Source organism: Comamonas sp. NLF-1-9, from assembly GCF_019195435.1.
Taxonomy (GTDB): domain Bacteria; phylum Pseudomonadota; class Gammaproteobacteria; order Burkholderiales; family Burkholderiaceae_C; genus Comamonas_C.
Genome location: NZ_CP078069.1, coordinates 42,465 through 65,288, shown reverse-complemented (window position 1 = coordinate 65,288; position 22,824 = coordinate 42,465). Strand labels below are relative to the sequence as shown.

Below are 22,824 nucleotides of genomic sequence, written 5' to 3'. Positions count from 1 at the left end.
CATGAAACTTCAACTCGTTCCCGCACGCACCGGCATCCTCTGGGTGCGCCTGGGTGTGCGCACCTTCTGGCGCCAGCCCATGGCGCTGACCGGCCTGTTCTTCCTGTGCATGGCCGCGATGTCGCTGGCCACGGTCTTGCCTCTCGTGGGCACGGCGCTGGCGCTGGCCCTGCTGCCCAGCGCCACGCTGGTGATGATGGTGGCCAGCGCCGACACCGAGGGCAGCAGCAGCCGGCTGGCCGCGCCGGCGCTGATGGTGTCGGCGCTGCGCAGCGCGCGCCAGCGCCTGCGCAGCATGGCGCTGCTGGGCCTGCTCTACGCGGCGGGTTTTCTGCTGCTGCTGGGCCTGTCGGCGCTGGTGGACGGGGGCGAATTCGCCGGCGTCTATCTGGGCGTGCATCCGGTCACGCAGGAGCTGGCCGAATCCGGGCGCTTTCAGGCGGCGATGTGGCTGGCGGTGCTGCTCTACCTGCCGCTGTCCCTGCTGTTCTGGCATGCGCCGGCGCTGGTGCACTGGTGGGGCGTGGCGCCGGTCAAGGCCATGTTCTTCAGCGCCGTGGCGTGCTTGCGCAACATCGGCGCCTTCAGCGTCTATGCGCTGGGCTGGGCCGGCCTGTTCATGGCCACCGGCATCGTCGTGAGCCTGGTGCTGACGGTGCTCAGCGAGCTGGGCATGGGCACCGGCCTTGCCGCCAGCGTGCTGGTGACCACCGCCATCGTGCTGGCCGCGATGTTCTTTTCCTCCATCGTCTTCAGCTTTCGCGACTGCTTCGAGCCCACGGCCCGCGCGCCCGTCCCCGAGGACGGCACTGCCTGATCAGGCGCGCAGCTCGCTGCCGTGCACGCGGTCGCGCCCGGCGCGCTTGGCCGCGTAGAGCTCGGCATCGGCGCGCTCGAGCAATTGCGCCGCGCTGGCCCGGCCATCGACCAACGTGGCAACGCCAAAGCTCAGCGTCAGCTCCGGCTTGGGCGCGCTGGCGTTGGGCAGTTGCAGGCTGCGCAGGTTTTCGCGGATGCGCTCGGCCACCTGGCGCGCGTCCTGCGCGCCGGTGTCGGGCAGCAGGCAGACAAACTCTTCTCCGCCGTAGCGCGCCACGATGTCGGCCGGGCGCAGCGCGCTCTGCCTGAGCACCCGGGCCACCGCGCGCAGGTAGTCGTCGCCCACCGCGTGGCCGTAGTGGTCGTTGACGCACTTGAAGTGGTCTATGTCCATCATGATCACGCTCAGCGGCGTGCCGCTGCGCGAGCGCCGCTCGTGCTCGCGCGCGAGAGCGTGGTCAAACTCGCGCCGGTTGGTCAGGCCGGTGAGCCCGTCGGTCTGGCTCAGCTGCTGCAGCCGCCGATGGCTGGCAGCGAGCACGCGCTGCTGCTGCAGGATGCGCTGGTTGCGCTCGGCCAGCACGCGCATCAGATGGCGGTAGCGGCGCAGCACCAGGAAGAAGACGATGGCCAGCAGCCCCGCCAGCACTGCGCCCGCGCGCCAGTAGGTGCGCTGGCTGCGCTGGGCGACGTAGCGCTCGATGAACTGCTGCTCGGCGTCCTCGTGCAGGTTGATCGAATCGCTCAGGTCCATGGCCTGCAGGTAGCGGTCGAACACGCGCACCAGCAGTTCGTTGTCCGGCGCGGGGCTGAAGTAAAAGCCGTAGCGCCGCGGCAGATTGCGCAGCGTGTGCACCACCTCCAGATCGAAGTATTCGAGCTCGTAGCGCTTTTCCGCAAAGATCGCCTTGGGGTAGACGGCCACGTCGATCGCGCCTTCGCGCAGCGCCTTGAACAGCTCGCGGCTGTCGCTCTGGTTGAACAGCACCAGTTGCTCGGGCGGCATGAAGGCCTGCAGCACCGGCTCGAAGGCCACGCCCTTGACCAGGCCCACGCGCAGCAGCGCAAGGTCCGTCATGTTGTGCACCACCAGGCGCGCGCTCTTGCGCCCTATGACCGCGTAATTGCTCTCGAAGTAGGGCAGCGTGAACAGTCCGCGGGCCGCGCGCTGCGGCTCGGGGCTGAGCGAGAGCAGCACCTGCGCCTGGCCGGCCTGCACCCGGGCGATCTTGTCGGCCACGGTGTCGCCCCGCTCGGGCTCGATGCGGTAGCGCAGCCCGACCTGGCGGGCGATGAAGCACCAGGCGTCCATGCCCACGCCGGAATAGCCTTGCGCCGCGTCGGCGTCCCGGCGCGTCATCGGCGGCGCCTGCAGCGCCAGCACGGCAAGCGGCGCCATCGCCGCGATCGCGCTGCGCTCGGCTTCAGACAACTCCACCGGGCGCTTGAGGTGTACGCCCTCGCCGCAGGCCCAGGCGCCCGCCGCGGCGAGCGTGGCGCCCAGCAGCACCAGCGCCGCCGCGAGCCGGCGGAAGGCCCAGGCCCCGTCCCGTGCCCTGAAGCTCATGCGCCGCCCCCCGAGCGCCCTTGATGCCAGCGCCGCAGTTGGCGCAGCAGGTCGCCCCACCAGCGCAGCAGACCGTAGGACAGCTGCACCTTCTCGTCGCCCACCGGGGCGTTGGGCGAGGCCATGATCCAGGCCGACTTGGCATAGGCCAGGTGCTGCGCCGGGTAGACGCTGCGGTGCCCTATCACCAGATACGCGGCCACGCAGGCGCCGGCCACATACCAGATCGAGCCCGAGCCAAACAGCTCCACGCCCATGATGAGCGCGGCCAGTGGCGTGTTCGACGCGGCCGCCACCACCGCCACCAGCCCCACGGCCGCGCCCTGGGCCACGGCCAGCCCCAGCCAGGGCGCGCAGGCCGCGCCCGCCACCGCGCCGATGACGAACTGCGGCGTGACGATGCCGCCATAGAAACCCGAGCCCAGCGTGAGCGCCACCAGCAGCGCCTTCCACAAAAAGCCCGCAGCCGGCATGCCTTCGCCGGCCAATGCGCGCTCCATCTGCGGCAGCGACAAGCCCAGGTAGTCGCTGGGCAGCACCAGCATCAAAAGCGCCAGCAACACGCCGCCGAGCATGGGCGCGAGCGGCGGCCACAGCCCGGTGCGCGTGTGCAGCCACGCAAACAGCCTGCGCACCGCGTGGCAGAGCTCGACGAAGACCAGCGCCGCCAGGCCGCAGAGCACGCCCACCAGCACGGTCTTGAGAAACAGCAGCAGCGTGAAATGCGCCTCGAAAGCGATGTGAAACTCCGGATAGGGCACGCCCCACCAGCGGCTCACGACGAAGGCCGTGACGCCGGCGACGATGCCGGGAAAGAGAAAGTCGTGGCGCACGCGCCCTATCGCCAGCATCTCCACGCCGTAGATCGCCCCGGCAATGGGCGTGCCGAAGACGCTGGCAAAGCCCGCGCTCACGCCGCAGGCGACCAGCCGCTTTCTCAGCTCGGCGTTCAGGCGCAGCAACTGTCCCACGCCCGCCGCAACGCTGGCGCCAATGTGCGAGCACGGCCCTTCCTTGCCGGCCGAGCCGCCGCAGCCCAGCGTGACGAGCGCCGCCACCGGCTTGACCCAGAGCGTGGTGAACGGCATGCGCCCGGCCTGCTCGTTGACCGCGACGATGGGCTCGTCGTGCAGCGGGCCGCGGCGCTTTTCCCAGGCGTAGTACAGCAGCAAGCCGTTGATCAGCCCACCGAGCGGCAGCAGCAGCGCAAGCAGCCACCAGGGCGCGTCGTACAAATGCCCCTCGGTCTTGAACAAGGCGCCCAGAAACACGCTGCAGCCCGTGCCCACCAGCGCGCCCGTGGCCATGGCCAGCACCAGCCACTGCACCACGGTGCCGAGCATCACCAGCGGCTCGAGCGGCGAGATGCGGCGCATGCGCGGAGCCGGCTCTGGCTTCATTCAACCAGCGTGAGCTTGGCGATCGCCAGCGCCAGCCACTTGGTGCCGTGGCGGGTGAACGCCACCTGGGCGCGCGCGTCCTCGCCCTGCCCCTCGATGGCCAGCACCCGGCCCTCGCCGAACTTGGTGTGAAACACCTGCGCGCCCTGGGTGATGCCGTGCGCCGGCGCCTCCTTGCGCGCCGGCAGGCTGGCGCTGCCCAGGCTGGAATAATCCAGGCCAAATACGCCTGAAACGCTTGATTGACGGGCGCCACCAGCTCCGTAATCAGTAGCGTAAGAGCCCGGCAGGCGGCGCCGCGGCGTGAGGTGCTTGACCGCGCCCTCGGGCAGTTCGTCAAAGAAGCGGCTGGCCATGTTGTAGCGCGTCTGCCCGTGCAGCATGCGCACCTGGGCGTGGCTCAGGTACAGGCGCTGGCGGGCGCGCGTGATCGCCACGTACATCAGGCGGCGCTCTTCCTCCAGGCCGCCCTGGTCGGCCATCGCGTTCTCGTGCGGAAACAAGCCTTCCTCCAGGCCGCAGATGAAGACCGCGTCAAACTCCAGGCCCTTGCTGGCGTGCACCGTCATGAGCTGCACCGCGTCCTGCCCGGCCTGGGCCTGGTTGTCGCCCGCCTCCAGCGCCGCGTGCGTGAGAAAGGCCACCAGCGGCGACAGGGTCTCGCCCGCAGCCGCATCCAGCAGCGGCCCGCCCAGGGGCGCGTCGGGGTCCACGCCCTGGCTCGCCGGGCTTTGCGTGAGCGCCGCGGTTTCATCCACCGGCAGCGCCACCGCGTCGCGCCCAAAGCCTTCCTGCATCACGAAGCTCTCGGCCGCGCTCACCAGCTCCTTGAGGTTGGCCAGGCGGTCCTCGCCCTCCTTGTCCTGGCGGTAGTGCTCGGCCAGGCCGCTGCCTTCGATCACCTGCTCGATGATGGCGCGCAGGCTCTGGCCGCCGCTCCTCTCGCGCATCACATCGACCAGCGCGACAAAGCCGCCGAGCTTGGTGCCGGCGCTGCCGCCCACGCTGCTGACCGCGTCCCACAGCGAGCAGCCGGCACCGCGCGCCGCGTCCTGCAGCACTTCCAGCGTGCGCGCGCCTATGCCGCGCGGCGGAAAGTTCACCACGCGGGCAAAGCTGGTGTCGTCGTGCGGGTTCTCCAGCAGGCGCAGGTAGGCGAGCGCATGCTTGATCTCGGCGCGCTCGAAAAAGCGCAGCCCGCCATAGACGCGGTAGGGCACGCCAGCGTTGAACAACTGCGACTCCAGCGCCCGGCTTTGCGCGTTGCTGCGGTAGAGCACGCCGATGTGCTGGCGCGCCATGCCGTCGGCGGCCAGCTGGCGGATTTCGTCGACCAGCCAGCGCGCTTCCATCAGGTCGCTCTCGGCCTCGTAGATACGCACCGGCTCGCCCGGGCCGCGGGCGGTGCGCAGGTTCTTGCCCAGGCGCCGGCTGTTGTGCGCGATCAAGGCATTGGCGCTGTCCAGGATGTTGGAGCAGGAGCGGTAGTTCTCCTCCAGCTTGATCTGCTGCCCCACGGCAAACTCGCGCACGAAGTCCTGCATGTTGCCCACGCGCGCGCCGCGAAAGGCGTAGATGCTCTGGTCGTCGTCGCCCACCGCCATCACGCTGCCCCGGGGCCTGAACTGCCCGTCCACCACGTCGCCCGCAAGCTGCTTGAGCCACAGATATTGCAGCCGGTTGGTGTCCTGGAACTCGTCGACCAGGATGTGGGCAAAGCGGCGCTGGTAGTGCGCGCGAATCGGCTCGTGGTCGCGCAGCAACTCGTAGGAGCGCAGCAGCAGCTCGGCAAAATCGACCACGCCCTCGCGCTGACACTGCGCCTCGTACAGCCGGTACAGCTCCACGCGCTTGCGGGTTTCGTCGTTGGGCGCGGGCACCGCGTCGGGGCGCAGGCCCTCTTCCTTGCAGCCGTTGATGAACCAGGCCACCTGCTTGGGCGGATGGCGCTCTTCGTCCACCTGGTAGGCCTTGAGCAGGCGCTTGACGGCCGAGAGCTGGTCTTGCGCATCCAGAATCTGGAAGGTCTGCGGCAGCTCGACGAGCTTGTGGTGGGCGCGCAGCATGCGGTTGCACAGGCCGTGGAAGGTGCCTATCCACATGCCGCGCACGCTGATCGGCAGCATGGCCGACAGGCGCGCAAGCATCTCCTTGGCCGCCTTGTTGGTGAAGGTCACGGCCAGAATCTCGCCGGGCGCGGCCTGCCCGGTCTGCAGCAGCCAGGCGATGCGCGTGGTCAGCACCCGGGTCTTGCCCGAGCCCGCCCCGGCAAGGATCAGCGCGTGGCCCGCGGGCAGGGTCACGGCAGCGCGTTGTTCGGGGTTCAGGTGCGTGAGCAGCGGCATCTCGGCGCCGGCGCCGGCGCGGTCTTGGGCAAGCATGCCGCATTGTAGAAAGGCGCCGCGCGCGGCCCCGGGGGCGCTCGCGCGGGAGTAGACTCGCGCGCCGCAACCGCTGCACACGGCCCCGAGCATTTCATGCCAGCAACCGCATTCCCCGCTGCACCCGCCTGGTCGCGGCGCAGCTTTCTCACTTGCAGCCTGGCGCTGGCCGCCGCCAGCCCTGGCCCGGCGCTGGCCGCGGCGCCGCGCACGCCGGTGCTGGTGCTGAACTCGCAAAGCGGCTCGGTCAGCGTGATCGACCCCAGCCGCTGGGTAGAGGAGCGGCGCATCGCCACCGGCCGCGAGCCGCACCACCTGTACATGACGCCGGACGAAAAATCGGTCATCGTGGCCAACGCCGGCAGCGACTCGCTCACCTTCATCGACCCGCGCAGCGCCCAGGTGCAGCGCCAGATCACCGGCATCCTCGACCCCTACCACCTGCGCTTTTCGCCCGACATGCGCTGGTTCGTCACCGCGGCCAACCGGCTCAACCACATCGACCTCTACCACTGGGACGGCACGAACCCCACGCTGGTGCAGCGCATTCCCACCGGGCGCACGCCCAGCCATCTGTGGATAGACGCGGCCAGCACCACCGTGTGGTCCAGCATGCAAGACAGCGACGAGCTGGTGGCGATAGACCTGGCCAGCCAGCGGCTGAGCGATCGCGTGCCCACCGGCAGCACACCGGCCGATGTCTTTGGCACCCCCGACGGGCGCCATCTGCTGGTCGGCCTGACTGGCGGCAGCGGCGTGCAGGTGTTCGAGATCGCCGCCGGCCAGCCGGCCCGCGCCGTGGGCCAGATCGCCACCGGCAAGGGCGCGCACGCCTTTCGCGCGCTGGGCGACGGCCGCCACGTGCTGGTGAGCAACCGCGTGGCCAACACCATCAGCCAGATCGACTGCAGCACGCTCAGGGCGGTGGCCGAGTTCCCCGCGCCCTCGGGCCCCGACTGCATGGACGTCTCGCGCGACGGCGCGCTCATCATGGTCGGCTCGCGCTGGGCCGGCCGTCTCACGCTGATCGACGTGGCACGCCGCGCCGTCCTCACCCAGGTCAAGGTCGGCAAGTCGCCGCACGGCGTCTGGACCCTGGACCACGCCGCGCGCACTTGAAGCGGAGCCGGGCATGCAGCGCAGAATTGCTCTCACGGTGATAGCTGCTGGCGCTTGCCCCATAAGCGCTGCAGCCCGAAAACATGCTGAATATGGCGACAAGGCCATCTACCTGAGCTTTGACACCGGCCACATGGGCATTGCGCCCTTCGTGGCCGAGGTGCTGCGGCGCCAGCAGGTGCCGGTCACCTTTTTTGCCGCGCACGAACGCACGCAGCAGGGCGACGGCTGCCTGGGCCAATACTGGGCGCCGTGGTGGCGCGAACGCGCGCGCGAAGGCCACGCCTTTGCCTCGCACACCTGGCAGCACGCGGTCTGGCGCGCCGATCTTGCGCCCGCGCACGGCGAGCCGCGCTTTCGCGTGCAGCCCGGCGCCGGGCCGCACGCCGGCCAGCGCCTGGTGTGGAGCGCGCGCGAGTACTGCGCCGACATCCGCCGCGCGGCCGAGCGCCTGGCCGAGCTCACCGGCGTGGTCGCGCTGCCGCTGTACCGCGCGCCCGGCGGCAAGACCTCGGCCGCGCTGCTGGCTGCCGCCGAGCGCTGCGGCTACCGCCACGTGGGCTGGACGCCCGCGGGCTTTCTCGGCGACGAACTGCCCAGCGAGCGCTACCCGAACGATGCTCTGCTCGCGCAGGCCCTGCGCGACGTGCGTCCGGGCGACATCCTGCTCGCGCACCTGGGCATCTGGTCGCGCAAAGACCCCTGGGCGCCGGCGGTGCTCGAACCCCTGATCGCCGGCCTGAAGGCGCGCGGTCTGCGCTTTCGCACGCTGCGCGAGCACCCCGAGTACGCGCGCTGGATCGTGCATCGTCAGGAGAGCTGAACATGCCGGAACCCGCAGCCCTGCTCTCTGGCGCCCAGCAATGGCTGTTCGAGACGCTGATCCAGCCGGCCGCCTTTGCGCTCGGCCAGGCCAGTCTGCTGGAAGACGGCTTCGTCGCCACCGGCTGGCTGCTCGCCGGCCTGCTGCAGCTTGCCACGCTGGTGCTGCTGCTCGGCCCGGCGCAGCGGCGCTGGCCGGTAGAGCCGGTGAGCGACCGCGCGGCGGTGCGCGTGGACATCCTCTACACGCTCTTGCACCGCCTGGGCCTGTTCAAGCTCTTGATGTTCTTCACCGTGGAGCGCTGGCTCACCGACGCCATCGGCCTTGCGCGCGCCCACGGCATGCCCACGCTGCACATCGACGAGCTCTGGCCCGGCGTGAGCGACCAGGCGCTGGTGAGCTTTGCGCTCTACCTCGTGGTGTTCGACTTCATCGGCTACCTGGTGCACCGCGCCCAGCACCAGTGGGACTGGTGGTGGCAACTGCATGCCGTGCACCACAGCCAGCGCCAGATGACGATGTGGAGCGACGAGCGCAACCACCTGCTCGACAGCGCACTCACGGACGCCATCTTCGTGTGCGTGGCCATCCTGATCGGCGTCGCGCCCTCGCAGTTCGTGCTGCTGGTGGCCATCACCCAGCTCATGCAAAGCCTGCAGCATGCCAACCTGCGCCTGGGCTTTGGCCGCATCGGCGAGCGCCTGGCGGTGAGCCCGCGCTTTCACCGGCGCCACCACGCGGTCGGCATCGGCCACGAGGCGGGCACGCGCGGGCGCCTCAAGGGGGTGAACTTTGGCGTGCTGTTTCCGTGGTGGGACAGCCTGCTGGGCTCGGCCGACTACAGCGCGCGCTACGAGCCCACCGGCATCCGCGACCAGGTGCAGTGCGGGCGCGACTACGGCCGCGGCTTCTGGGCCCAGCAGTGGCTGGCGCTCAGGCGCCTGGCGCGCCGGGGCTGAGCGCGCCGGCGCGGCTCAGCCGCCGGCGTAGCGCACGCCCGAATGCGCGGCCAGGTCCAGCACCGAACCGATGCGCACGTCGCCCGACAACAGGTCCAGGCTCGCGCCGCTGCCCACCCGCGCGTCTTCGGCGCTGCTCGGGTAGCCGGCGCCCGCATGGGCGTCCTGCCACAGCGCCCACAGGCGGTCCACGTTGGCATGGTGCAGAAAGAACACCGGGTCGTTGGGCGAGGTGCCCGTCGCCATCTGCCCGCCGATCATCGCGTGCACCGGGTTGTGCAGCACGCGCTCCAGGTATTTGCGCATGCTCTGCTCTATCCAGCTTTGCATGTTTTCCAGGTGCTCCAGCGGGGTGCGCATGCTCTCCATGTAGGGCTGGGCGTCGTAGTGCGCATGGGCCAGCAGGCGCTGCAGCGGCTGGCCGGCCATGTATTCGTCGATCACCTCCAGCGAATCGGCGTCCAGCCCGCGCATGGAAAAGCGCCGCGTCAGGCCGCGCCGGCTCAGCGGCGCGGGGTTGATGTCGGCAATGCCGTCGCCGTCCGAATCGGCAAACTCGTCGGGTGTCTCGTCAAAGTACGCGCCCATGGGCCACAGCCCTTCGCGGAACATGCCGCTCTTGACGATGAAGCGGTCGGCCGCGTCGCCATTGCCCCCGAGGAAGTCGTCCGTGAAGATCGCGCGCCAGCTGCCCTGCTGCTGCCAGTCCCAGTAGGGCAAGGCCATCTGCGCATCGCCCGACACGCGCTGCAGCTCGCGCTCGAAGCGCAGCAGAAACTCGCGGTGCCAGGGCAGGAAGGACGCGCTCATGTGCGCGTTGTAGTGCGTGGGGTCTTGCGCCGAGGGAAACGCCCGCCCGTGCAACTGCACGAAGTAGTCGTAGGCGTTGATCGCCGGGTCGAACGCCGAAGGCGCGCGCTTCATCGCGTGCAGCGTCTGCACATAGCGCTCGCGCTCGGCGCCCGAGAGCTGCAGCACGTTGGGGCGCACGCGCAGCGGCGCCTCGCTGCCCCCGCCGCATCCGGCCAGGGTACTTGCCAGCAGGCCTGCGCCCGCATACAAAAAGTGTCGTCGCTGCATCGGCGGCTTTCCAGGAAAAAGTGGGATGAAAGATGGCGTGCCGCGCAAATGTAAGCGCATCAGGCTTTGCGCCAGCCCGATGACGGCCAAATGCCGGCCTGACCCCTGTGCTGCGTCCGACCACTGCCGAGGGGGCCGAAACGATCGACGCCCACGGCAAGCGCCTGCCCGGCCAGGGCTCCTTCCCCCATTGGGGGAGGCCGGGATGGGGGCCGGCGCGGGCGCGGCGTCCATAGGGCGCCGGCCCCCACCCCAACCCTCCCCCAGCGGGGGAGGGAGCAAGACACCCCACCCCTACCTGCCTGGTCCGCCGGTTGGCTCCCTGGTTTCAGAATCCGCAGAAATCGCTTCAATCCCAGGAGCTGCTTGCGCAATCAGGGAAAGCGCCAGATGCCGATTTTGATGCTGAAAAATCGCTATAACAAAGAGAGCACAACCCCGCACAACCCTTGGCCGCGCCCGGCCAGTGGCGCTGGCGCCGGGGCTGCAGGCCTGGCGCGCCTGAGGCAGCGGTGAGCAGGCCTCTGGCACGCAAGCCGGTACAATCAGGCACCGGGCCCAAGTTTCTTGACGCCCGGTTTTTTGCGCCCGCGCAAGCGGGGTTCGATGCCGCCGCACGCGCCGGCGCATCCGCAAGACCGGTCTTCAGGCCAAGCGCCCCACGCGGCTGAAATCACTTGGCTGCGCCTTTTCACAGGAGCTTGGAACCTCATGGAAATCTTCGACTACGACAACATCCTGCTGCTGCCGCGCAAGTGCCGCGTGCACAGCCGCTCGGAATGCGACACCAGCGCCGAGCTGGGCGGGCGGCGCTTTCGCCTGCCCGTGGTGCCGGCCAACATGAAGACGGTGGTGGACGAGAAAATCTGCGCCTGGCTGGCGCAGCACGACTATTTTTACGTGATGCACCGCTTTGACCTGGACAACGTGCAGTTCGTGCGCGACATGCAGGACAAGGGCTGCTACGCCTCGATCTCGCTGGGCGTCAAGCAGGCCGACCGCGACACCGTGGACCGCTTCAAGGCCGAGGGCCTCACGCCCGACTACGTCACCATCGACATCGCCCATGGCCACGCCGACAGCGTGCGCGAGATGATCGGCTACCTCAAGGAGCACCTGCCCCAGACCTTCGTGATCGCGGGCAACGTGGGCACGCCCGAGGCGGTGATCGACCTGGAAAACTGGGGCGCGGACGCGACCAAGGTGGGCATTGGCCCGGGCAAGGTCTGCATCACCAAGCTGAAAACCGGCTTTGGCACCGGCGGCTGGCAACTGAGCGCGCTGAAGTGGTGCGCGCGCGTGGCGACCAAGCCCATCATTGCCGACGGCGGCATCCGAAGCCACGGCGACATCGCCAAGAGCATCCGCTTTGGCGCCACCATGGTGATGGTCGGCTCACTTTTTGCGGGGCATGAGGAATCGCCCGGCAAGACGGTGGAGGTGGACGGGCAGATGTACAAGGAGTACTACGGCTCGGCCAGCGACTTCAACAAGGGCGAGTACCGCCATGTGGAGGGCAAGCGCATCCTGGAGCCGATCAAGGGCAAGCTTGCCGACACACTGACCGAGATGGAGCAGGACATCCAGAGCTCGATCAGCTATTCGGGCGGCAAGAAGCTGCTGGACATCCGCAAGGTGAACTACGTGATTCTGGGCGGCGACAACGCGGGCGAACACCTGCTGATGTAGCGCGAAAACTTTCCGTGGGCCGCTGAAAATTGGTGCATAATCGTGCGCTCGGCGTTTGACGCCACGGGCTCTTAGCTCAGTTGGTAGAGCAGCGGACTCTTAATCCGTTTGTCGTAGGTTCGATCCCTACAGGGCCCACCAGAACACTTACTCCAACCCGCCAGGCGCATGCGTGGCGGGTTTTTTGTTTCCCGCGCGCCAAAAGACAAACGCCTGCAGGCAAGGTACAAAGCAGGCGATGCGCCGCCCGCGCCGCGGCCAGGAATTCCAACCATGCAAGACCACGTCGCCACCCCCGTCTGGCGCGGCCCGCTGTGGGCCATGTCCATCCTGCTCGCGCTGCTGGGCATGCTCGGGCCGTTTGCCATCGACACCTATCTGCCGGCGTTTCCGGCCATCGCCAGCGGCCTGGACGCCACGCCGCTGCAGATGCAGCAGACGCTGTCGGCCTACCTCTTCGCCTTCGCCTTCATGGCGCTGTTTCACGGCTCGCTCTCGGACAGCTTCGGGCGCCGGCCGGTGGTGCTCTGGGGCTTGTCGATCTTCACGCTGGCTTCGGCCGGTTGCGCGCTCGCGCCGACCACCGGCTGGCTGATCTTCTTTCGCACGGTGCAAGGCTTGTCGGCCGGCGGCGGCATCGTGGTGTCGCGCGCGGTCATCCGCGACCTGTTCCCGCCGGCCCAGGCCCAGCGCGTGATGAGCCAGGTGACCATCTTCTTCGGCGTGGCGCCGGCCATCGCACCGATGGTCGGCGGTTGGCTGTCGGAGCACCTGCCCTGGCAGAGCGTGTTCTGGTTTCTCACCGGCGTGGGCGCGGCGCTGCTGCTGACCATCTGGCGCGCCCTGCCCGAATCGCTGCCCGGGCACAAGCGCCAGCCGCTGCGCCTGATGCACCTGCTGCAGGGCTATTGGAGCCTGATCAGCAACCCGCGCTTCATCCTGCTGGCGCTGGCCAGCGGCGTGCCCTTCAACGGCATGTTCCTGTACGTGCTGGCGGCGCCGGCCTTTCTTGGCCAGCACCTGCAGCTGCAGCCGGGGCAGTTCTTCTGGTTTTTCGTGATCAACATCTGCGGCATCATGGGCGGCGCCTGGGTCAGCGGGCGCATGGCCGGGCGCGTCGCGCCCAAGCGCCAGATCCGCCACGGCTTCGTGATCATGGTGACCATCAGCGTGGTCAACCTCGGCGCCAACCTGCTGCTGGCGCCCAGCGTCTGGTGGGCGATGCTGCCCATAGGCATCTATTCCTTCGGCTGGGCGCTGATGGTGCCGGTGGTGACGCTGCTGGTGCTTGACCTCGTGCCCGCGCGCCGCGGCATGGCCTCGTCGCTGCAGATGTTCGTCGGATCGACCGCCAACGGCTTCGTCGCGGGCGTGGTGGCGCCGCTGGCGATGCATTCCACCGCCTGGCTGGCGTTTGCCTCGCTGCTCCTGATGAGCATAGGCCTGGCGGCCTGGGTTTATCTGCACCGGCGCTGGCCGGAGCTGGGGCGCCACATCACCGGTTGAGCGCGCGCGCCGCGCGCTAGTCGCGGCGCCGATCTGCCCCGGCCGCCTCGTAGTAGCGCTGCTTGGCCGCGTACATCGCGCGGTCGGCGCGGTGGGTCACCGTCTCCAGCGACTCACCCTCGCGCGCCACCGCCACGCCCATGGCGAAGTGCAGCGGCTGGCCGGGGTAGTACTGGTTGTTCAGCTCCTGCAGACTGGTCAGGCGCTCCATCAGCGCCTGGGCGGCGCGCTCGTCGGCGTCGGGCAGCAGCACACAAAACTCGTCGCCGCCGATGCGCGCGGCGCAGCCCGGCAGCGTGTCCAGCGCCTTGGCCAGCACCTCGCCGGCGCGGCGCAGCACGGCGTCGCCGGCCGCATGCCCCTGCTCGTCGTTGACGTGCTTGAGCCCGTTGAGATCGACCGCAATCACCGCCACCGGCCACGGCCCCTTGCGCGTCAGGCGGTTGAGCTCCTCGATGTAGTAGGCACGGTTGCGCAAGCCGGTCAGCACGTCGTGCTTGCCCAGGTATTCAAGATAAGCCTCGGCCTTCTTGCGCGCGGTGATGTCCACCAGCGACAGCAGCACCAGACTCCAGTCGTCGCGGTGGTCTTCCTGCACCACGAACTGCATGTGGATGCTCAGCGGCGTGCCCGCCAGGGTGTAGTTGACCACCTCGCGCTGCTGCAGCAGCCGGCCTTCCCAGAGGTCGATCAATTGTTCGCCGAAGGAGTCGAGCATCTCGCCCTGGAAAATCTTGTGCAGGCCGGCAAGCAGCGCCTGGCGGCTGGGAGCACCGAACATGGCCAGCGTCGTGCGGTTGACGTCGATCACGCGGATCTCGCGCATGCACTGGTCGATGAACTCCGGGTGCACCTTGAGGAAGGTCTTCAGATCGACGATGCCGCGCTCGCGGATCTGGTCGAGCAGGCGCTTGACCGCGCTGAAGTCCTCCACCCAGAGCGAGACCGGCGAATGCTCGAACAGCAGCCGCGCCTGGCGCTCGCTGTCTTGCAGCAGACGGCGCGCCTGCTGCTCGCGGGTGTTGTCTTCGAGCGAAATCAGCACCCGGTCCCAGCTCGATTCGTGCCCGGGCAGGATGCGCCCGCGGATGTGGACGTCAAGCCGGCGCCCGTCGAGCGCGTAGTTCACCGTCTGGTTGGCAAACTCCAGCGCGCCCTCCCAGAGCTGGCTGATCTCGTCGAGCACGTTCTCCAGCATGTCGTCGCGAAACACCTGGTGCAGCGAGTCGACCAGGGTCTGCTGGTCGGGCGCGCCGAACAGCGCCAGCGAGCGCTGGTTGACCTTGAGCACCCGGATGGCGCGGCCGTATTCGCTCACCCGCTCGGGGTCTTCACGCAGAAAGGCACGCAGGTCGGTGACGCCCTGCGCGCGCCAGCGCTGCAGCAGCGCGCGCACCGCGCTGAAGTCCTCCAGCCACAGGGAGACCGGGGCAAGGTCGAACATGGCTTCGAAGTCGGCGGAAGACGAGGGTGCTGCGGACATGGTTTTCTCCGGACAGAAAGCCATTATTGGCGAGAAGACCGGCCCGAAATGAAAAAAAACCGGCCACCGCCCTGCGGTGCCGGTCTTGCCTGGTGCGGCCGCTATCGCGCTCAGCGCATGCCGCGCGAACGCGGCGCCGCAGCGCCCAGCGGCCGTGCGCGGCCCGGCGCCGGACCGCGGCGGGCTTCACCCTGGCCACGTCCCTGGCCGCCAAAGCCGGGCCTGGGGCCAGCTTGCCCCTCGCGGCGGTAGGCGCCGCCCTCACGGCGCGCGCCGAAGCCCGCGCGGGCGCCGCCGCCATGGCCGCGGCCAGCGCCGCCCGGACGGCCCGCGCGCATGGGCTGGGGCGGGCGCTGCGTGGGCTCCAGGCCGGGCACCACGGCGGTGGCGAGCGGCTGGCGGGTGAAGGCTTCGATGTCGAAGATGCGCCGGCGGTCGCGGAACTCGGCAAAGCTCACGGCCAGGCCCTGGCGCCCCGCGCGGCCGGTGCGGCCGATGCGGTGGGTGTAGTCCTCGGCCTTCATCGGCAGTCCGAAGTTGAATACGTGGGTGATGGTGGGCACGTCGATGCCGCGCGCGGCCACGTCGGTGGCCACGAGGATTTGCACCTGGCCACGGCGCAGCGCCATCAGCCGGCGGTTGCGCAGGCCCTGGCTGAGCGCACCGTGCAGTGCCACCGCGGAAAAGCCCGCCTGCTGCAGGTCGTGGGCGAGTTCGTCGCACTCGATCTGGGTGCTGGCAAAGACGATGGCCTGGTCGATCTCGGCATCACGCAGCCAGTGGTCGAGCAGCGCGCGCTTGTGCCTGGGGTTGTCGGCCCAGTAGAGCACCTGCCGGATGTTTTCGTGCTTTTCCTGCGGGGAGTCGATCTGGATGCGCTGCACGCCGGTGCCGCCCTCGTGCATCACGCGCATGGCCAGCTGCTGGATGCGCGGCGCAAACGTGGCCGAGAACATCATGGTCTGGCGCCGGTGCGCGGTGAGGCTGTGGATTTCGGCCAGGTCGTCGGAGAAACCCAGGTCCAGCATGCGGTCGGCCTCGTCGACGACGAGGAACTGCACCTCTTCGAGCTTGATCTGCCCCGAGCGCTGCAAGTCCAGCAGACGCCCGGGCGTAGCCACCACGAGGCTGGCGTTTTGCAACTGCGCGATCTGGCGCTGGTAAGGCATGCCGCCGACCACGCTGGCGATGCGCAGGCCCTTGCAATGGCGCACCAGGTCGATCGCGTCGTGTGCCACCTGCTGCGCGAGCTCGCGCGTGGGACACAGCACCAGCGCGCCGGGCACGGCGGGCTCGAAGTGGCGCGCCAACAGCATGTTCTTGCGCTTGGGGCGCTTGGGGGCGGGCTTGCCCTGGGCCTGGGCTTCGGCGCAGGCGCGCTCGAAGGCGGCGCGCTCTGCCGCCTTGGCCTGCTCCTGCTGCAGCTGCAGGGTGTGCAGCACGGGCAGCAGAAAGGCCGCGGTCTTGCCGCTGCCGGTCTGGCTGGAGACCATCAGGTCGATGAAACCTGCGTGGTCGGCGCCCTGGCCCATGGCCAGCGGAATGGCGCGCGATTGCACCGCCGTGGGCTGGGTGTAGCCCATGTCGGTGATGGCCTGCAGCAGCTCGGGCACGAGGCCCATGGCGGCAAAGCCGCCGTCGGGCGCGCAGGAAGGAACGGTCGCAGGCGCGTCAGCGCCCGCTGCGGAAGCGGTATGGATCATGCTGCAGGAGGCCGCGCGGATATTGCCCGCAGCAGCCGAGTCAGTGGTTCATGAAAACATCAACCATCTGACGCAGACAAGGTGCCCCTGCAAAGGGCGCCCTGGTGGATTGTTTGCGCCAGCACGCGGGCGTGCCGGCAATCCGGTGTGAGAAGGGAGATGCACAAAAAATGCGCGAAGGCATTTCGCGCAAGCCCGCGATTATCGCACGCCAGGGGTTTACCCGCAAGTGGCGCGCGGCGCTCAATCGCGCAACCAGTGCATGCGGTAGTGCTCCAGCTCGTCGATGGATTCGTGCACGTCGGCCAGCGCGGTGTGCTTTTGCGCCTTCTTGAAGGCCTCGGCCACCCCGGGCTTCCAGCGCTTGGCCAGCTCCTTGAGCGTGCTCACGTCGATGTTGCGGTAGTGGAAATAGGCTTCCAGCGCCGGCATGTATTTGACGAGAAAGCGCCGGTCCTGCCCTATGGTGTTGCCGCACATCGGCGTGGTGTTTTTGGGCACGTAGCGCTGGATGAACTGCAGCAGCTGCGCCTCGGCTTGCGCTTCGCTCAGGGTGCTGGCGCGCACCTTGTCGATCAGGCCGCTCTTGCCGTGCGTGCCCTTGTTCCAGGTGTCCATCGCGTCCAGCAGCGCGTCGCTCTGGTGGATCACCAGCACCGGCCCTTCCACGCGCGGCGCGAGCTGCGGGCCGGTGACGACGACGGCAATCTCCAGCAGCCGCTCTTTTTCGGGGTCGAGGCCCGACATCTCGCAGTCCAGCCAGACCAGGTTCTGATCGGACTTGGCCAGCTGCGGCTGGGCAAATTGTGCGGTTTCAGTCATGGGCGCGATTGTGAACCATCGCCCGATCCGCGCCCGGGTGCGCGACGCGCGAGGGGCTTGTTCAGCCTTGCCCTAAACTCCCAAGCCAGATGCCCTCGCTGTTGTCCCCCTCGCTGCTTTTCACCTGTCTGTTTACCGCCGCGCTGGTGCTCGGCCTGCTGCTCAAGGTCTGGCTGGCAAGCCGCCAGATCCGCAGCGTGGCGCGCCACAGAGGCGCGGTGCCGGCCGATTTTGCCGGCCACATCACGCTGGCGGCGCACCAGCGGGCGGCGGACTACACCATCGAAAAGACCCGCTTCGGCCTGCTGGAGCTGGCGCTTGCGGCCGCCGTCGTGCTCGGCTGGACGCTGCTGGGCGGGCTCGATGCGCTGAACCAGGCGCTGCTGGCTTGGCTGGGCGGCGGCATGCTGCAGCAGCTGGCGCTGCTGGCGGCCTTCATGCTGATTGGCAGCGCCATCGAGCTGCCCCTGCAGTGGTGGCAGACCTTCGTGATCGAGCAGCGCCACGGCTTCAACCGCATGACGCCCCGCCTGTGGCTGGCCGATCTGGCCAAGTCCACCGTGCTGGGCGCGCTCATCGGCCTGCCGCTGGCGGCGCTGGTGCTGTGGATCATGCAGGCCGCGGGCGCGCTGTGGTGGCTCTGGGCCTGGGCGGTGGTGGTGGGCTTCAACCTGGTGATGATGGTCGCCTGGCCGCTGTGGATTGCGCCGCTGTTCAACCGTTTCGAGCCGCTGCAAGATGAAGCGCTGAAAGAGCGCGTGGCCGCGCTGATGGCGCGCTGCGGCTTCAAGGCCAAGGGTTTTTTCGTGATGGACGGCAGCCGCCGCAGCGCGCACGCCAACGCCTACTTCACCGGCCTGGGCCACGCCAAGCGGGTGGTGTTCTTTGACACGCTGCTGCGCCAGCTCTCGCCCGACGAGGTGCAGGCGGTGCTCGCGCATGAGCTCGGGCACTTCAGGCACAAGCACGTGCTGCGGCGTATGGTCGGCGTGTTTGCGCTGAGCCTGCTCGGCTTTGCGCTGCTGGGCTGGCTGTCCACGCGCACCTGGTTCTACACCGGGCTGGGCGTGCAGCCCAACCTCACGCTCGATGGCAGCGCGCCCAACAACGCGCTGGCGCTGCTGTTGTTCATGCTGGCGGTGCCGGTGTTCACCACCTTCGTCACGCCGCTGTTCACGCTGATGTCGCGCCACGACGAGTTCCAGGCCGACGCCTATGCGGTGCAGCACACCAGCGGCGCCGACCTGCGCAGCGCGCTGCTCAAGCTCTACCAGGACAACGCCTCTACGCTCACGCCCGACCCGGTGTACGCTCGCTTTTATTACTCACACCCCCCGGCCAGCGAGCGCCTGGCGCACCTGGCCGTTGCTGCCCCATGACGACGATGTTCCCCAAGAAAGACTGGTCCGGCCAAACCCGGCGCGCGCTGTCAGCTACCGAAGTGGTAGCACACCTGGCCCGGCTCTCGGGCTGGACCCTGCAAGGCGATGGCGCCGACGTGGCGATCGAGAAGACCTTTCGCTTCGCCAACTACTTCGAAACCATGGCCTTCGTGAACGCGCTGGCCTTCATCGCCCACGCGCAGGACCACCACCCCGAGCTCTCGGTGCACTACGACCGCTGCGCGGTGCGGCTGAACACGCACGACGTGGGTGGCATCTCCGCCACCGACATCGAGTGCGCGCAGAAGATCGACGCCCTGCTTGCATGAACGACGGCGCCGGCCTGGTGGTCGCGGCTTTCGGGCGCCACTGCGTGGTGGAAGGCCCGGACGGCGCCCGGCGCATCTGCCACCCGCGTGGCAAGAAGAACCTGCCGGTGGTCGGCGACCGGGTGCTCTGGCAGGGCGCGCGCCATGGCGACGGCGAAGGCACGGTCGAGCAGATCCTGCAGCGGCGCAACCTGCTGTATCGCCAGGACGCGGTGCGCAGCAAGTCCTTTGCCGCCAACCTGGATCAGGTGCTGATCCTGATCGCGGCCGAGCCGACGTTTTCCGAAAGCCTGCTCACGCGCGCGCTCATCGCCTGCGAGGCGGCGGGCGTGCGGCCGCTCATCGCGCTCAACAAGAGCGATCTGGTCGCGCCCTTCGCCCAAGCCTGGCAGCGCCTGTGGCCCTACCGCCACATGGGCGGCGAGACCGAAGGCGCGCACCACTACCAGGTGCTGCCGCTGTCGCTCACCCAGTCGGCCGAGGTGGACCGCAAGGCGCTGGCGCAGCTGCTGCACGGCAAGACCACGCTGGTGCTCGGGCCCTCGGGCGCGGGCAAGAGCACGCTGGTGAACCTGCTCGTGCCCGGCGCCGACGTGCTCACCGGCGAGCTCTCGCAAGCCCTGGGCGCGGGGCGGCACACCACCACGACGACGACGTTGTACTGGCTGGACGACGCGCGGCGCAGCGCGCTCATCGACTCGCCGGGCTTTCAGTCCTTTGGCCTGAACCACATCGCGCCCACCGACCTGGCGCGCCTGATGCCCGACTTTGCCCTGCACCTGGGGAGCTGCCGCTTCTACAACTGCACCCATCTACACGAGCCGGGCTGCGCGGTGCTGGCCAGCGTGGCCCAAGGGCAGGACAGCCAGCGCATCAGCCCCAGCCGCCACCGCATCTACCGCGAACTGTTCGCCGAGCTCAGCGCCCCGGCCTACTGAGCGCCCAGGCGGCAGGACGCGCGCCGCGTGCCGATCGCCGCTGCGGCGCCGGTTGATTTCCTCTATGCGCGAGATCGCAAAAATCCACCCCCAAACGGGCGGATCGCCCCTAGGATGGCCGCATCGGACAGACCGATACCCGCAACCCGCCATCGATGGAGATTCCCATGCAGGACAAAAGCCCCAAGTGCCCCGTCACCCATCTGACCACCGACTTCGGCGCGCCGGTGACGAACAACCGCGACAGCCTCACCGCCGGCAGCCGCGGACCGCTGCTGAGCCAGGACGTGTGGTTGAACGAGAAGCTGGCCAGCTTCGTGCGCGAAGTCATTCCCGAGCGGCGCATGCACGCCAAGGGCTCGGGCGCGTTCGGCAGCTTCACGGTCACGCACGACATCACCCGCTACACCCGCGCCAGGCTGTTTGAGAAAGTCGGCAAGCAGACCGAGCTGTTCGCGCGCTTTACCACCGTGGCGGGCGAGCGGGGTGCTGCCGACGCCGAGCGCGACATCCGCGGCTTTGCCCTGAAGTTCTATACCGAAGAGGGCAATTGGGACATGGTGGGCAACAACACGCCGGTGTTCTTCATCCGCGACCCGCGCCAGTTCCCCGACCTGAACAAGGCGGTCAAGCGCGACCCGAAAACCAACCTGAGGAGCGCAACCAACAACTGGGACTACTGGACGCTGCTGCCCGAAGCGCTGCACCAGATCACCATCGTGATGAGCGATCGGGGCATTCCCGCCAGCTACCGACACATGCACGGCTTTGGCTCGCACACCTACAGCTTCTGGAACGCGGGCGGCGAGCGCTTCTGGGTGAAGTTTCACTTCAAGACGCAGCAAGGTATCAAGAACCTCAGCGACGCCGAGGCCGAGGCACTGATAGGCCGCGACCGCGAAAGCCACCAGCGCGACCTGTTCGACGCGATCGCGCGCGGCGACTTTCCCAAGTGGACGATGTACGTGCAGGTGATGCCCGAGCAGGACGCCGAGAAGGTGCCCTACCACCCCTTCGATCTGACCAAGGTCTGGCCGCACGGCGACTATCCGCTGATCGAGGTGGGCGAGCTCACGCTGAACAAGAACCCGGAAAACTTCTTCCTCGACGTGGAGCAGTCCGCGTTTGCGCCGAGCAACCTGGTGCCCGGCATCGGCGTAAGCCCCGACCGCATGCTGCAGGCGCGCCTCGTCAACTACCCCGACGCCCAGCGCTACCGCCTGGGCACCAACCACCAGCAGATACCGGTCAACCGCGCGCGCTGCCCGGTGGCGAGCAACCACCGCGACGGCCTGGGCCGGGTGGACGCCAATTACGGCGCGCTGCCGCACTACGAGCCCAACAGCTTCGGCCAGTGGCAGGCCCAGCCGGAGTTTGCCGAGCCGCCGCTTGGCATCCACGGCGACGCACGCCACTGGAGCTTTCACGCCGACGACGCCAACTACTTCGAGCAGCCGCGCAAGCTCTTTCAACTGATGAACGCGGCGCAGCAGCAGGCGCTGTTCGGCAACACCGCCCGCGCCATGGGCGACGCGCCCGAGTTCGTCAAGTTTCGCCACATCCGCAACTGCCACGCGGCCGACCCGGCCTATGGCGCCGGCGTGGCCCGGGCGCTCGGTCTGGACTTGCAGGCCGCGCTCGCTTCCAAGGCGCAAGACCCGATGAACGGCAATCCACTGGTGGCCCTGCCGGTCTGAAGCCAGCCGGCGCCTGCCACGGCGCGCTCCTTTGTTTGAGGGGTGCCGCGCCGTGGTGGCGCCGTTTCAAGAAAAAAGAGGCTAAAACGCTTGCTGGACAAGCGCCAGCAGCTATCAAATCAGCCAAGCAAGCGTGCCAGGGTCAGCAAGGCCAGCACCAGCATCCAGACCACGACGGAGCGCCACACCAGCCCCACCACGCTGCGCAAATGCCCGACCTGCGGCAGCTGGCCGGGGGTAGCGTCGCTGTCGCCCAGCGGCCCGCCCGCTTCAAACGCTGCAGGCCGCGCGCCGCGGCTGCGCAAGGCCACACCGCCGAGCTGCACGCCGATGGCGCCGGCCGTGGCCGCGAGCACCACGCCGTCGCTGTCGCCGGGAAAGCGCTGTGCGTGAAAGCGCCAGCCCTCGATCGCGTCCTCGAAGCTGCCCACCAGCGCAAAGCACAAGGCCGTGAGGCGCGCGGGCAGCCAGTCCATGCATTGCCAGGCGCGCGCTGCGGCCTGGGTCAGCGGCTCGCTCGGCGGATATTCGGGCACGGCCGCATTCGGCCCCCAGTGGCGCGAGGCGAACTCCGCCATGCGGTAGAGCACCGCGCCGCTGGGACCCAGGCCGAGCATGGCCAGCGCGCAGAACCAGGTGAGCACGCCGAACACATGGCGGTGCGCGGCAATCACCGAATACTCGATCACGTGGCGCACGATCTCGCTGCGCGGCAACTGCGCCACCTGCACCTGCTTCCAGTCGGCCAGGCGCTCGCGCGCCAGCGCCACGTCGCCGTCCTCCAGCGCGTCGCGGATGCCGGTGAAATGGTGGCTGAACTGGCGAAACCCGAGCGTGATGTAGAGCACCACCACGTTCCACAGCAGCGCCAGCGGCCAGCCAAGCTGGTAGAGCAGCAGCCAGTACACCAGCAGCACCACGAGCGGCGGCACGCCGACCGCCAGGCCCCAGGTGAGCCAGCCGTGAAAGCGGCTGCCGGCGTCGAAATTGCGCCGCGCCGACAGCGCCCAGGCGCGCAGGCCTTCGTGGATGGGGTTGCTGCGCGCCAGCGGACGCGCCTGCTCCATCAACAAGGCCAGCACGATGGCAAAGAAATTCATGCGCCAAATGATAGCGGGCGCCGCCGC

18 protein-coding genes and 1 tRNA gene are annotated in these 22,824 nt (G+C 68.7%); 11 read left to right on the top strand and 8 right to left on the bottom strand.

Annotated features, from left to right (window positions below; translation table 11 throughout):
• Position 1: 1 nt before the first annotated feature.
• Complete coding sequence (locus KUD94_RS00290; protein ID WP_218237939.1) at positions 2–817, top strand: BPSS1780 family membrane protein; 816 nt, start codon at positions 2–4, stop codon at positions 815–817.
• On the opposite strand, the gene KUD94_RS00285 is transcribed toward KUD94_RS00290, so the two are convergent.
• Genes KUD94_RS00285 through KUD94_RS00275 form a run of 3 tightly spaced genes read right to left on the bottom strand, consistent with a single transcriptional unit; the run spans position 818 to position 6,167 of the window.
• On the bottom strand, positions 818–2,386 hold the full coding sequence (locus tag KUD94_RS00285; RefSeq protein WP_218237938.1) for a GGDEF domain-containing protein: 1,569 nt from the start codon (positions 2,384–2,386) through the stop codon (positions 818–820).
• Positions 2,383–3,762 (bottom strand): chloride channel protein, encoded by a 1,380-nt coding sequence (locus KUD94_RS00280; RefSeq protein WP_255568892.1) that lies wholly within the window; start codon positions 3,760–3,762, stop codon positions 2,383–2,385. The genes KUD94_RS00285 and KUD94_RS00280 overlap by 4 nt, the downstream gene beginning before the upstream one ends.
• Positions 3,763–3,782: 20 nt before the next feature.
• Positions 3,783–6,167, bottom strand: a complete 2,385-nt coding sequence (locus KUD94_RS00275) for a UvrD-helicase domain-containing protein (RefSeq protein ID WP_218237936.1) — start codon at positions 6,165–6,167, stop codon at positions 3,783–3,785.
• Positions 6,168–6,263: 96 nt separating this feature from the next.
• Here KUD94_RS00275 and KUD94_RS00270 point away from each other — a divergent pair, with 96 nt between their 5' ends.
• The 3 genes from KUD94_RS00270 to KUD94_RS00260 are packed head-to-tail and all read left to right on the top strand — an operon-like array spanning position 6,264 to position 9,068.
• Positions 6,264–7,286 (top strand): YncE family protein, encoded by a 1,023-nt coding sequence (locus KUD94_RS00270; RefSeq protein ID WP_255568888.1) that lies wholly within the window; start codon positions 6,264–6,266, stop codon positions 7,284–7,286.
• A gap of 13 nt (positions 7,287–7,299) precedes the next feature.
• Positions 7,300–8,109, top strand: a complete 810-nt coding sequence (locus KUD94_RS00265; protein WP_218237935.1) for a polysaccharide deacetylase family protein — start codon at positions 7,300–7,302, stop codon at positions 8,107–8,109.
• 2 nt (positions 8,110–8,111) lie between these two features.
• Positions 8,112–9,068, top strand: a complete 957-nt coding sequence (locus KUD94_RS00260; RefSeq protein ID WP_218237934.1) for a sterol desaturase family protein — start codon at positions 8,112–8,114, stop codon at positions 9,066–9,068.
• Positions 9,069–9,083: 15 nt separating this feature from the next.
• Here KUD94_RS00260 and KUD94_RS00255 read toward each other — a convergent pair whose 3' ends face one another.
• Positions 9,084–10,148, bottom strand: coding sequence for a tyrosinase family protein (locus tag KUD94_RS00255; protein WP_218237933.1), 1,065 nt, complete (start codon positions 10,146–10,148; stop codon positions 9,084–9,086).
• 711 nt (positions 10,149–10,859) lie between these two features.
• On the opposite strand from KUD94_RS00255, the gene KUD94_RS00250 reads away from it, so the two are divergent.
• The 3 genes from KUD94_RS00250 (at position 10,860) to KUD94_RS00240 (ending at position 13,343) form a co-directional block, all read left to right on the top strand.
• Positions 10,860–11,837: a GMP reductase gene (locus KUD94_RS00250; RefSeq protein WP_218237932.1), complete on the top strand. Its 978-nt coding sequence runs from the start codon at positions 10,860–10,862 to the stop codon at positions 11,835–11,837.
• Positions 11,838–11,902: 65 nt separating this feature from the next.
• Positions 11,903–11,978, top strand: a tRNA-Lys gene (locus KUD94_RS00245).
• A gap of 132 nt (positions 11,979–12,110) precedes the next feature.
• Positions 12,111–13,343 carry a multidrug effflux MFS transporter gene (locus KUD94_RS00240; RefSeq protein WP_218237931.1) on the top strand — a complete coding sequence of 411 codons (1,233 nt, stop codon included), beginning with the start codon at positions 12,111–12,113 and terminating at the stop codon, positions 13,341–13,343.
• A gap of 16 nt (positions 13,344–13,359) precedes the next feature.
• Here KUD94_RS00240 and KUD94_RS00235 read toward each other — a convergent pair whose 3' ends face one another.
• The 3 genes from KUD94_RS00235 to orn all read right to left on the bottom strand — a co-directional run bounded on the left by KUD94_RS00235 (position 13,360) and on the right by orn (position 17,351).
• Entirely contained in the window at positions 13,360–14,826 is a 1,467-nt protein-coding gene (locus tag KUD94_RS00235; RefSeq protein ID WP_218237930.1) for a GGDEF domain-containing protein, read from the bottom strand.
• Positions 14,827–14,936: 110 nt separating this feature from the next.
• Positions 14,937–16,529: a DEAD/DEAH box helicase gene (locus tag KUD94_RS00230; protein ID WP_218237929.1), complete on the bottom strand. Its 1,593-nt coding sequence runs from the start codon at positions 16,527–16,529 to the stop codon at positions 14,937–14,939.
• 243 nt (positions 16,530–16,772) lie between these two features.
• On the bottom strand, positions 16,773–17,351 hold the full coding sequence (gene orn / locus KUD94_RS00225; RefSeq protein ID WP_218237928.1) for an oligoribonuclease: 579 nt from the start codon (positions 17,349–17,351) through the stop codon (positions 16,773–16,775).
• Between the two features lie 89 nt (positions 17,352–17,440).
• Here orn and KUD94_RS00220 point away from each other — a divergent pair, with 89 nt between their 5' ends.
• The 4 genes from KUD94_RS00220 to KUD94_RS00205 all read left to right on the top strand — a co-directional run bounded on the left by KUD94_RS00220 (position 17,441) and on the right by KUD94_RS00205 (position 21,697).
• Positions 17,441–18,730, top strand: a complete 1,290-nt coding sequence (locus tag KUD94_RS00220; RefSeq protein WP_218237927.1) for a M48 family metallopeptidase — start codon at positions 17,441–17,443, stop codon at positions 18,728–18,730.
• Positions 18,727–19,062, top strand: a complete 336-nt coding sequence (locus KUD94_RS00215) for a 4a-hydroxytetrahydrobiopterin dehydratase (RefSeq protein WP_218237926.1) — start codon at positions 18,727–18,729, stop codon at positions 19,060–19,062. The genes KUD94_RS00220 and KUD94_RS00215 overlap by 4 nt, the downstream gene beginning before the upstream one ends.
• Complete coding sequence (gene rsgA / locus KUD94_RS00210; protein WP_218237925.1) at positions 19,059–20,000, top strand: ribosome small subunit-dependent GTPase A; 942 nt, start codon at positions 19,059–19,061, stop codon at positions 19,998–20,000. The genes KUD94_RS00215 and rsgA overlap by 4 nt, the downstream gene beginning before the upstream one ends.
• Before the next feature lie 167 nt (positions 20,001–20,167).
• Positions 20,168–21,697 carry a catalase gene (locus tag KUD94_RS00205; RefSeq protein ID WP_218237924.1) on the top strand — a complete coding sequence of 510 codons (1,530 nt, stop codon included), beginning with the start codon at positions 20,168–20,170 and terminating at the stop codon, positions 21,695–21,697.
• A gap of 119 nt (positions 21,698–21,816) precedes the next feature.
• On the opposite strand, the gene KUD94_RS00200 is transcribed toward KUD94_RS00205, so the two are convergent.
• Positions 21,817–22,797, bottom strand: a complete 981-nt coding sequence (locus KUD94_RS00200) for a CobD/CbiB family protein (RefSeq protein ID WP_218237923.1) — start codon at positions 22,795–22,797, stop codon at positions 21,817–21,819.
• Positions 22,798–22,824 lie beyond the last annotated feature (27 nt).

Excerpts from the sequence above, each read along its gene's own strand:
- KUD94_RS00290 (WP_218237939.1), top strand. The coding sequence starts at position 2 with ATGAAACTTCAACTCGTTCCCGCACGCACCGGCATCCTCTGGGTGCGC.
- KUD94_RS00285 (WP_218237938.1), bottom strand. The coding sequence starts at position 2,386 with ATGAGCTTCAGGGCACGGGACGGGGCCTGGGCCTTCCGCCGGCTCGCG.
- KUD94_RS00280 (WP_255568892.1), bottom strand. The coding sequence starts at position 3,762 with ATGCGCCGCATCTCGCCGCTCGAGCCGCTGGTGATGCTCGGCACCGTG.
- KUD94_RS00275 (WP_218237936.1), bottom strand. The coding sequence starts at position 6,167 with ATGCTTGCCCAAGACCGCGCCGGCGCCGGCGCCGAGATGCCGCTGCTC.
- KUD94_RS00270 (WP_255568888.1), top strand. The coding sequence starts at position 6,264 with ATGCCAGCAACCGCATTCCCCGCTGCACCCGCCTGGTCGCGGCGCAGC.
- KUD94_RS00265 (WP_218237935.1), top strand. The coding sequence starts at position 7,300 with ATGCAGCGCAGAATTGCTCTCACGGTGATAGCTGCTGGCGCTTGCCCC.
- KUD94_RS00260 (WP_218237934.1), top strand. The coding sequence starts at position 8,112 with ATGCCGGAACCCGCAGCCCTGCTCTCTGGCGCCCAGCAATGGCTGTTC.
- KUD94_RS00255 (WP_218237933.1), bottom strand. The coding sequence starts at position 10,148 with ATGCAGCGACGACACTTTTTGTATGCGGGCGCAGGCCTGCTGGCAAGT.
- KUD94_RS00250 (WP_218237932.1), top strand. The coding sequence starts at position 10,860 with ATGGAAATCTTCGACTACGACAACATCCTGCTGCTGCCGCGCAAGTGC.
- KUD94_RS00240 (WP_218237931.1), top strand. The coding sequence starts at position 12,111 with ATGCAAGACCACGTCGCCACCCCCGTCTGGCGCGGCCCGCTGTGGGCC.
- KUD94_RS00235 (WP_218237930.1), bottom strand. The coding sequence starts at position 14,826 with ATGTCCGCAGCACCCTCGTCTTCCGCCGACTTCGAAGCCATGTTCGAC.
- KUD94_RS00230 (WP_218237929.1), bottom strand. The coding sequence starts at position 16,529 with ATGATCCATACCGCTTCCGCAGCGGGCGCTGACGCGCCTGCGACCGTT.
- orn (WP_218237928.1), bottom strand. The coding sequence starts at position 17,351 with ATGACTGAAACCGCACAATTTGCCCAGCCGCAGCTGGCCAAGTCCGAT.
- KUD94_RS00220 (WP_218237927.1), top strand. The coding sequence starts at position 17,441 with ATGCCCTCGCTGTTGTCCCCCTCGCTGCTTTTCACCTGTCTGTTTACC.
- KUD94_RS00215 (WP_218237926.1), top strand. The coding sequence starts at position 18,727 with ATGACGACGATGTTCCCCAAGAAAGACTGGTCCGGCCAAACCCGGCGC.
- rsgA (WP_218237925.1), top strand. The coding sequence starts at position 19,059 with ATGAACGACGGCGCCGGCCTGGTGGTCGCGGCTTTCGGGCGCCACTGC.
- KUD94_RS00205 (WP_218237924.1), top strand. The coding sequence starts at position 20,168 with ATGCAGGACAAAAGCCCCAAGTGCCCCGTCACCCATCTGACCACCGAC.
- KUD94_RS00200 (WP_218237923.1), bottom strand. The coding sequence starts at position 22,797 with ATGAATTTCTTTGCCATCGTGCTGGCCTTGTTGATGGAGCAGGCGCGT.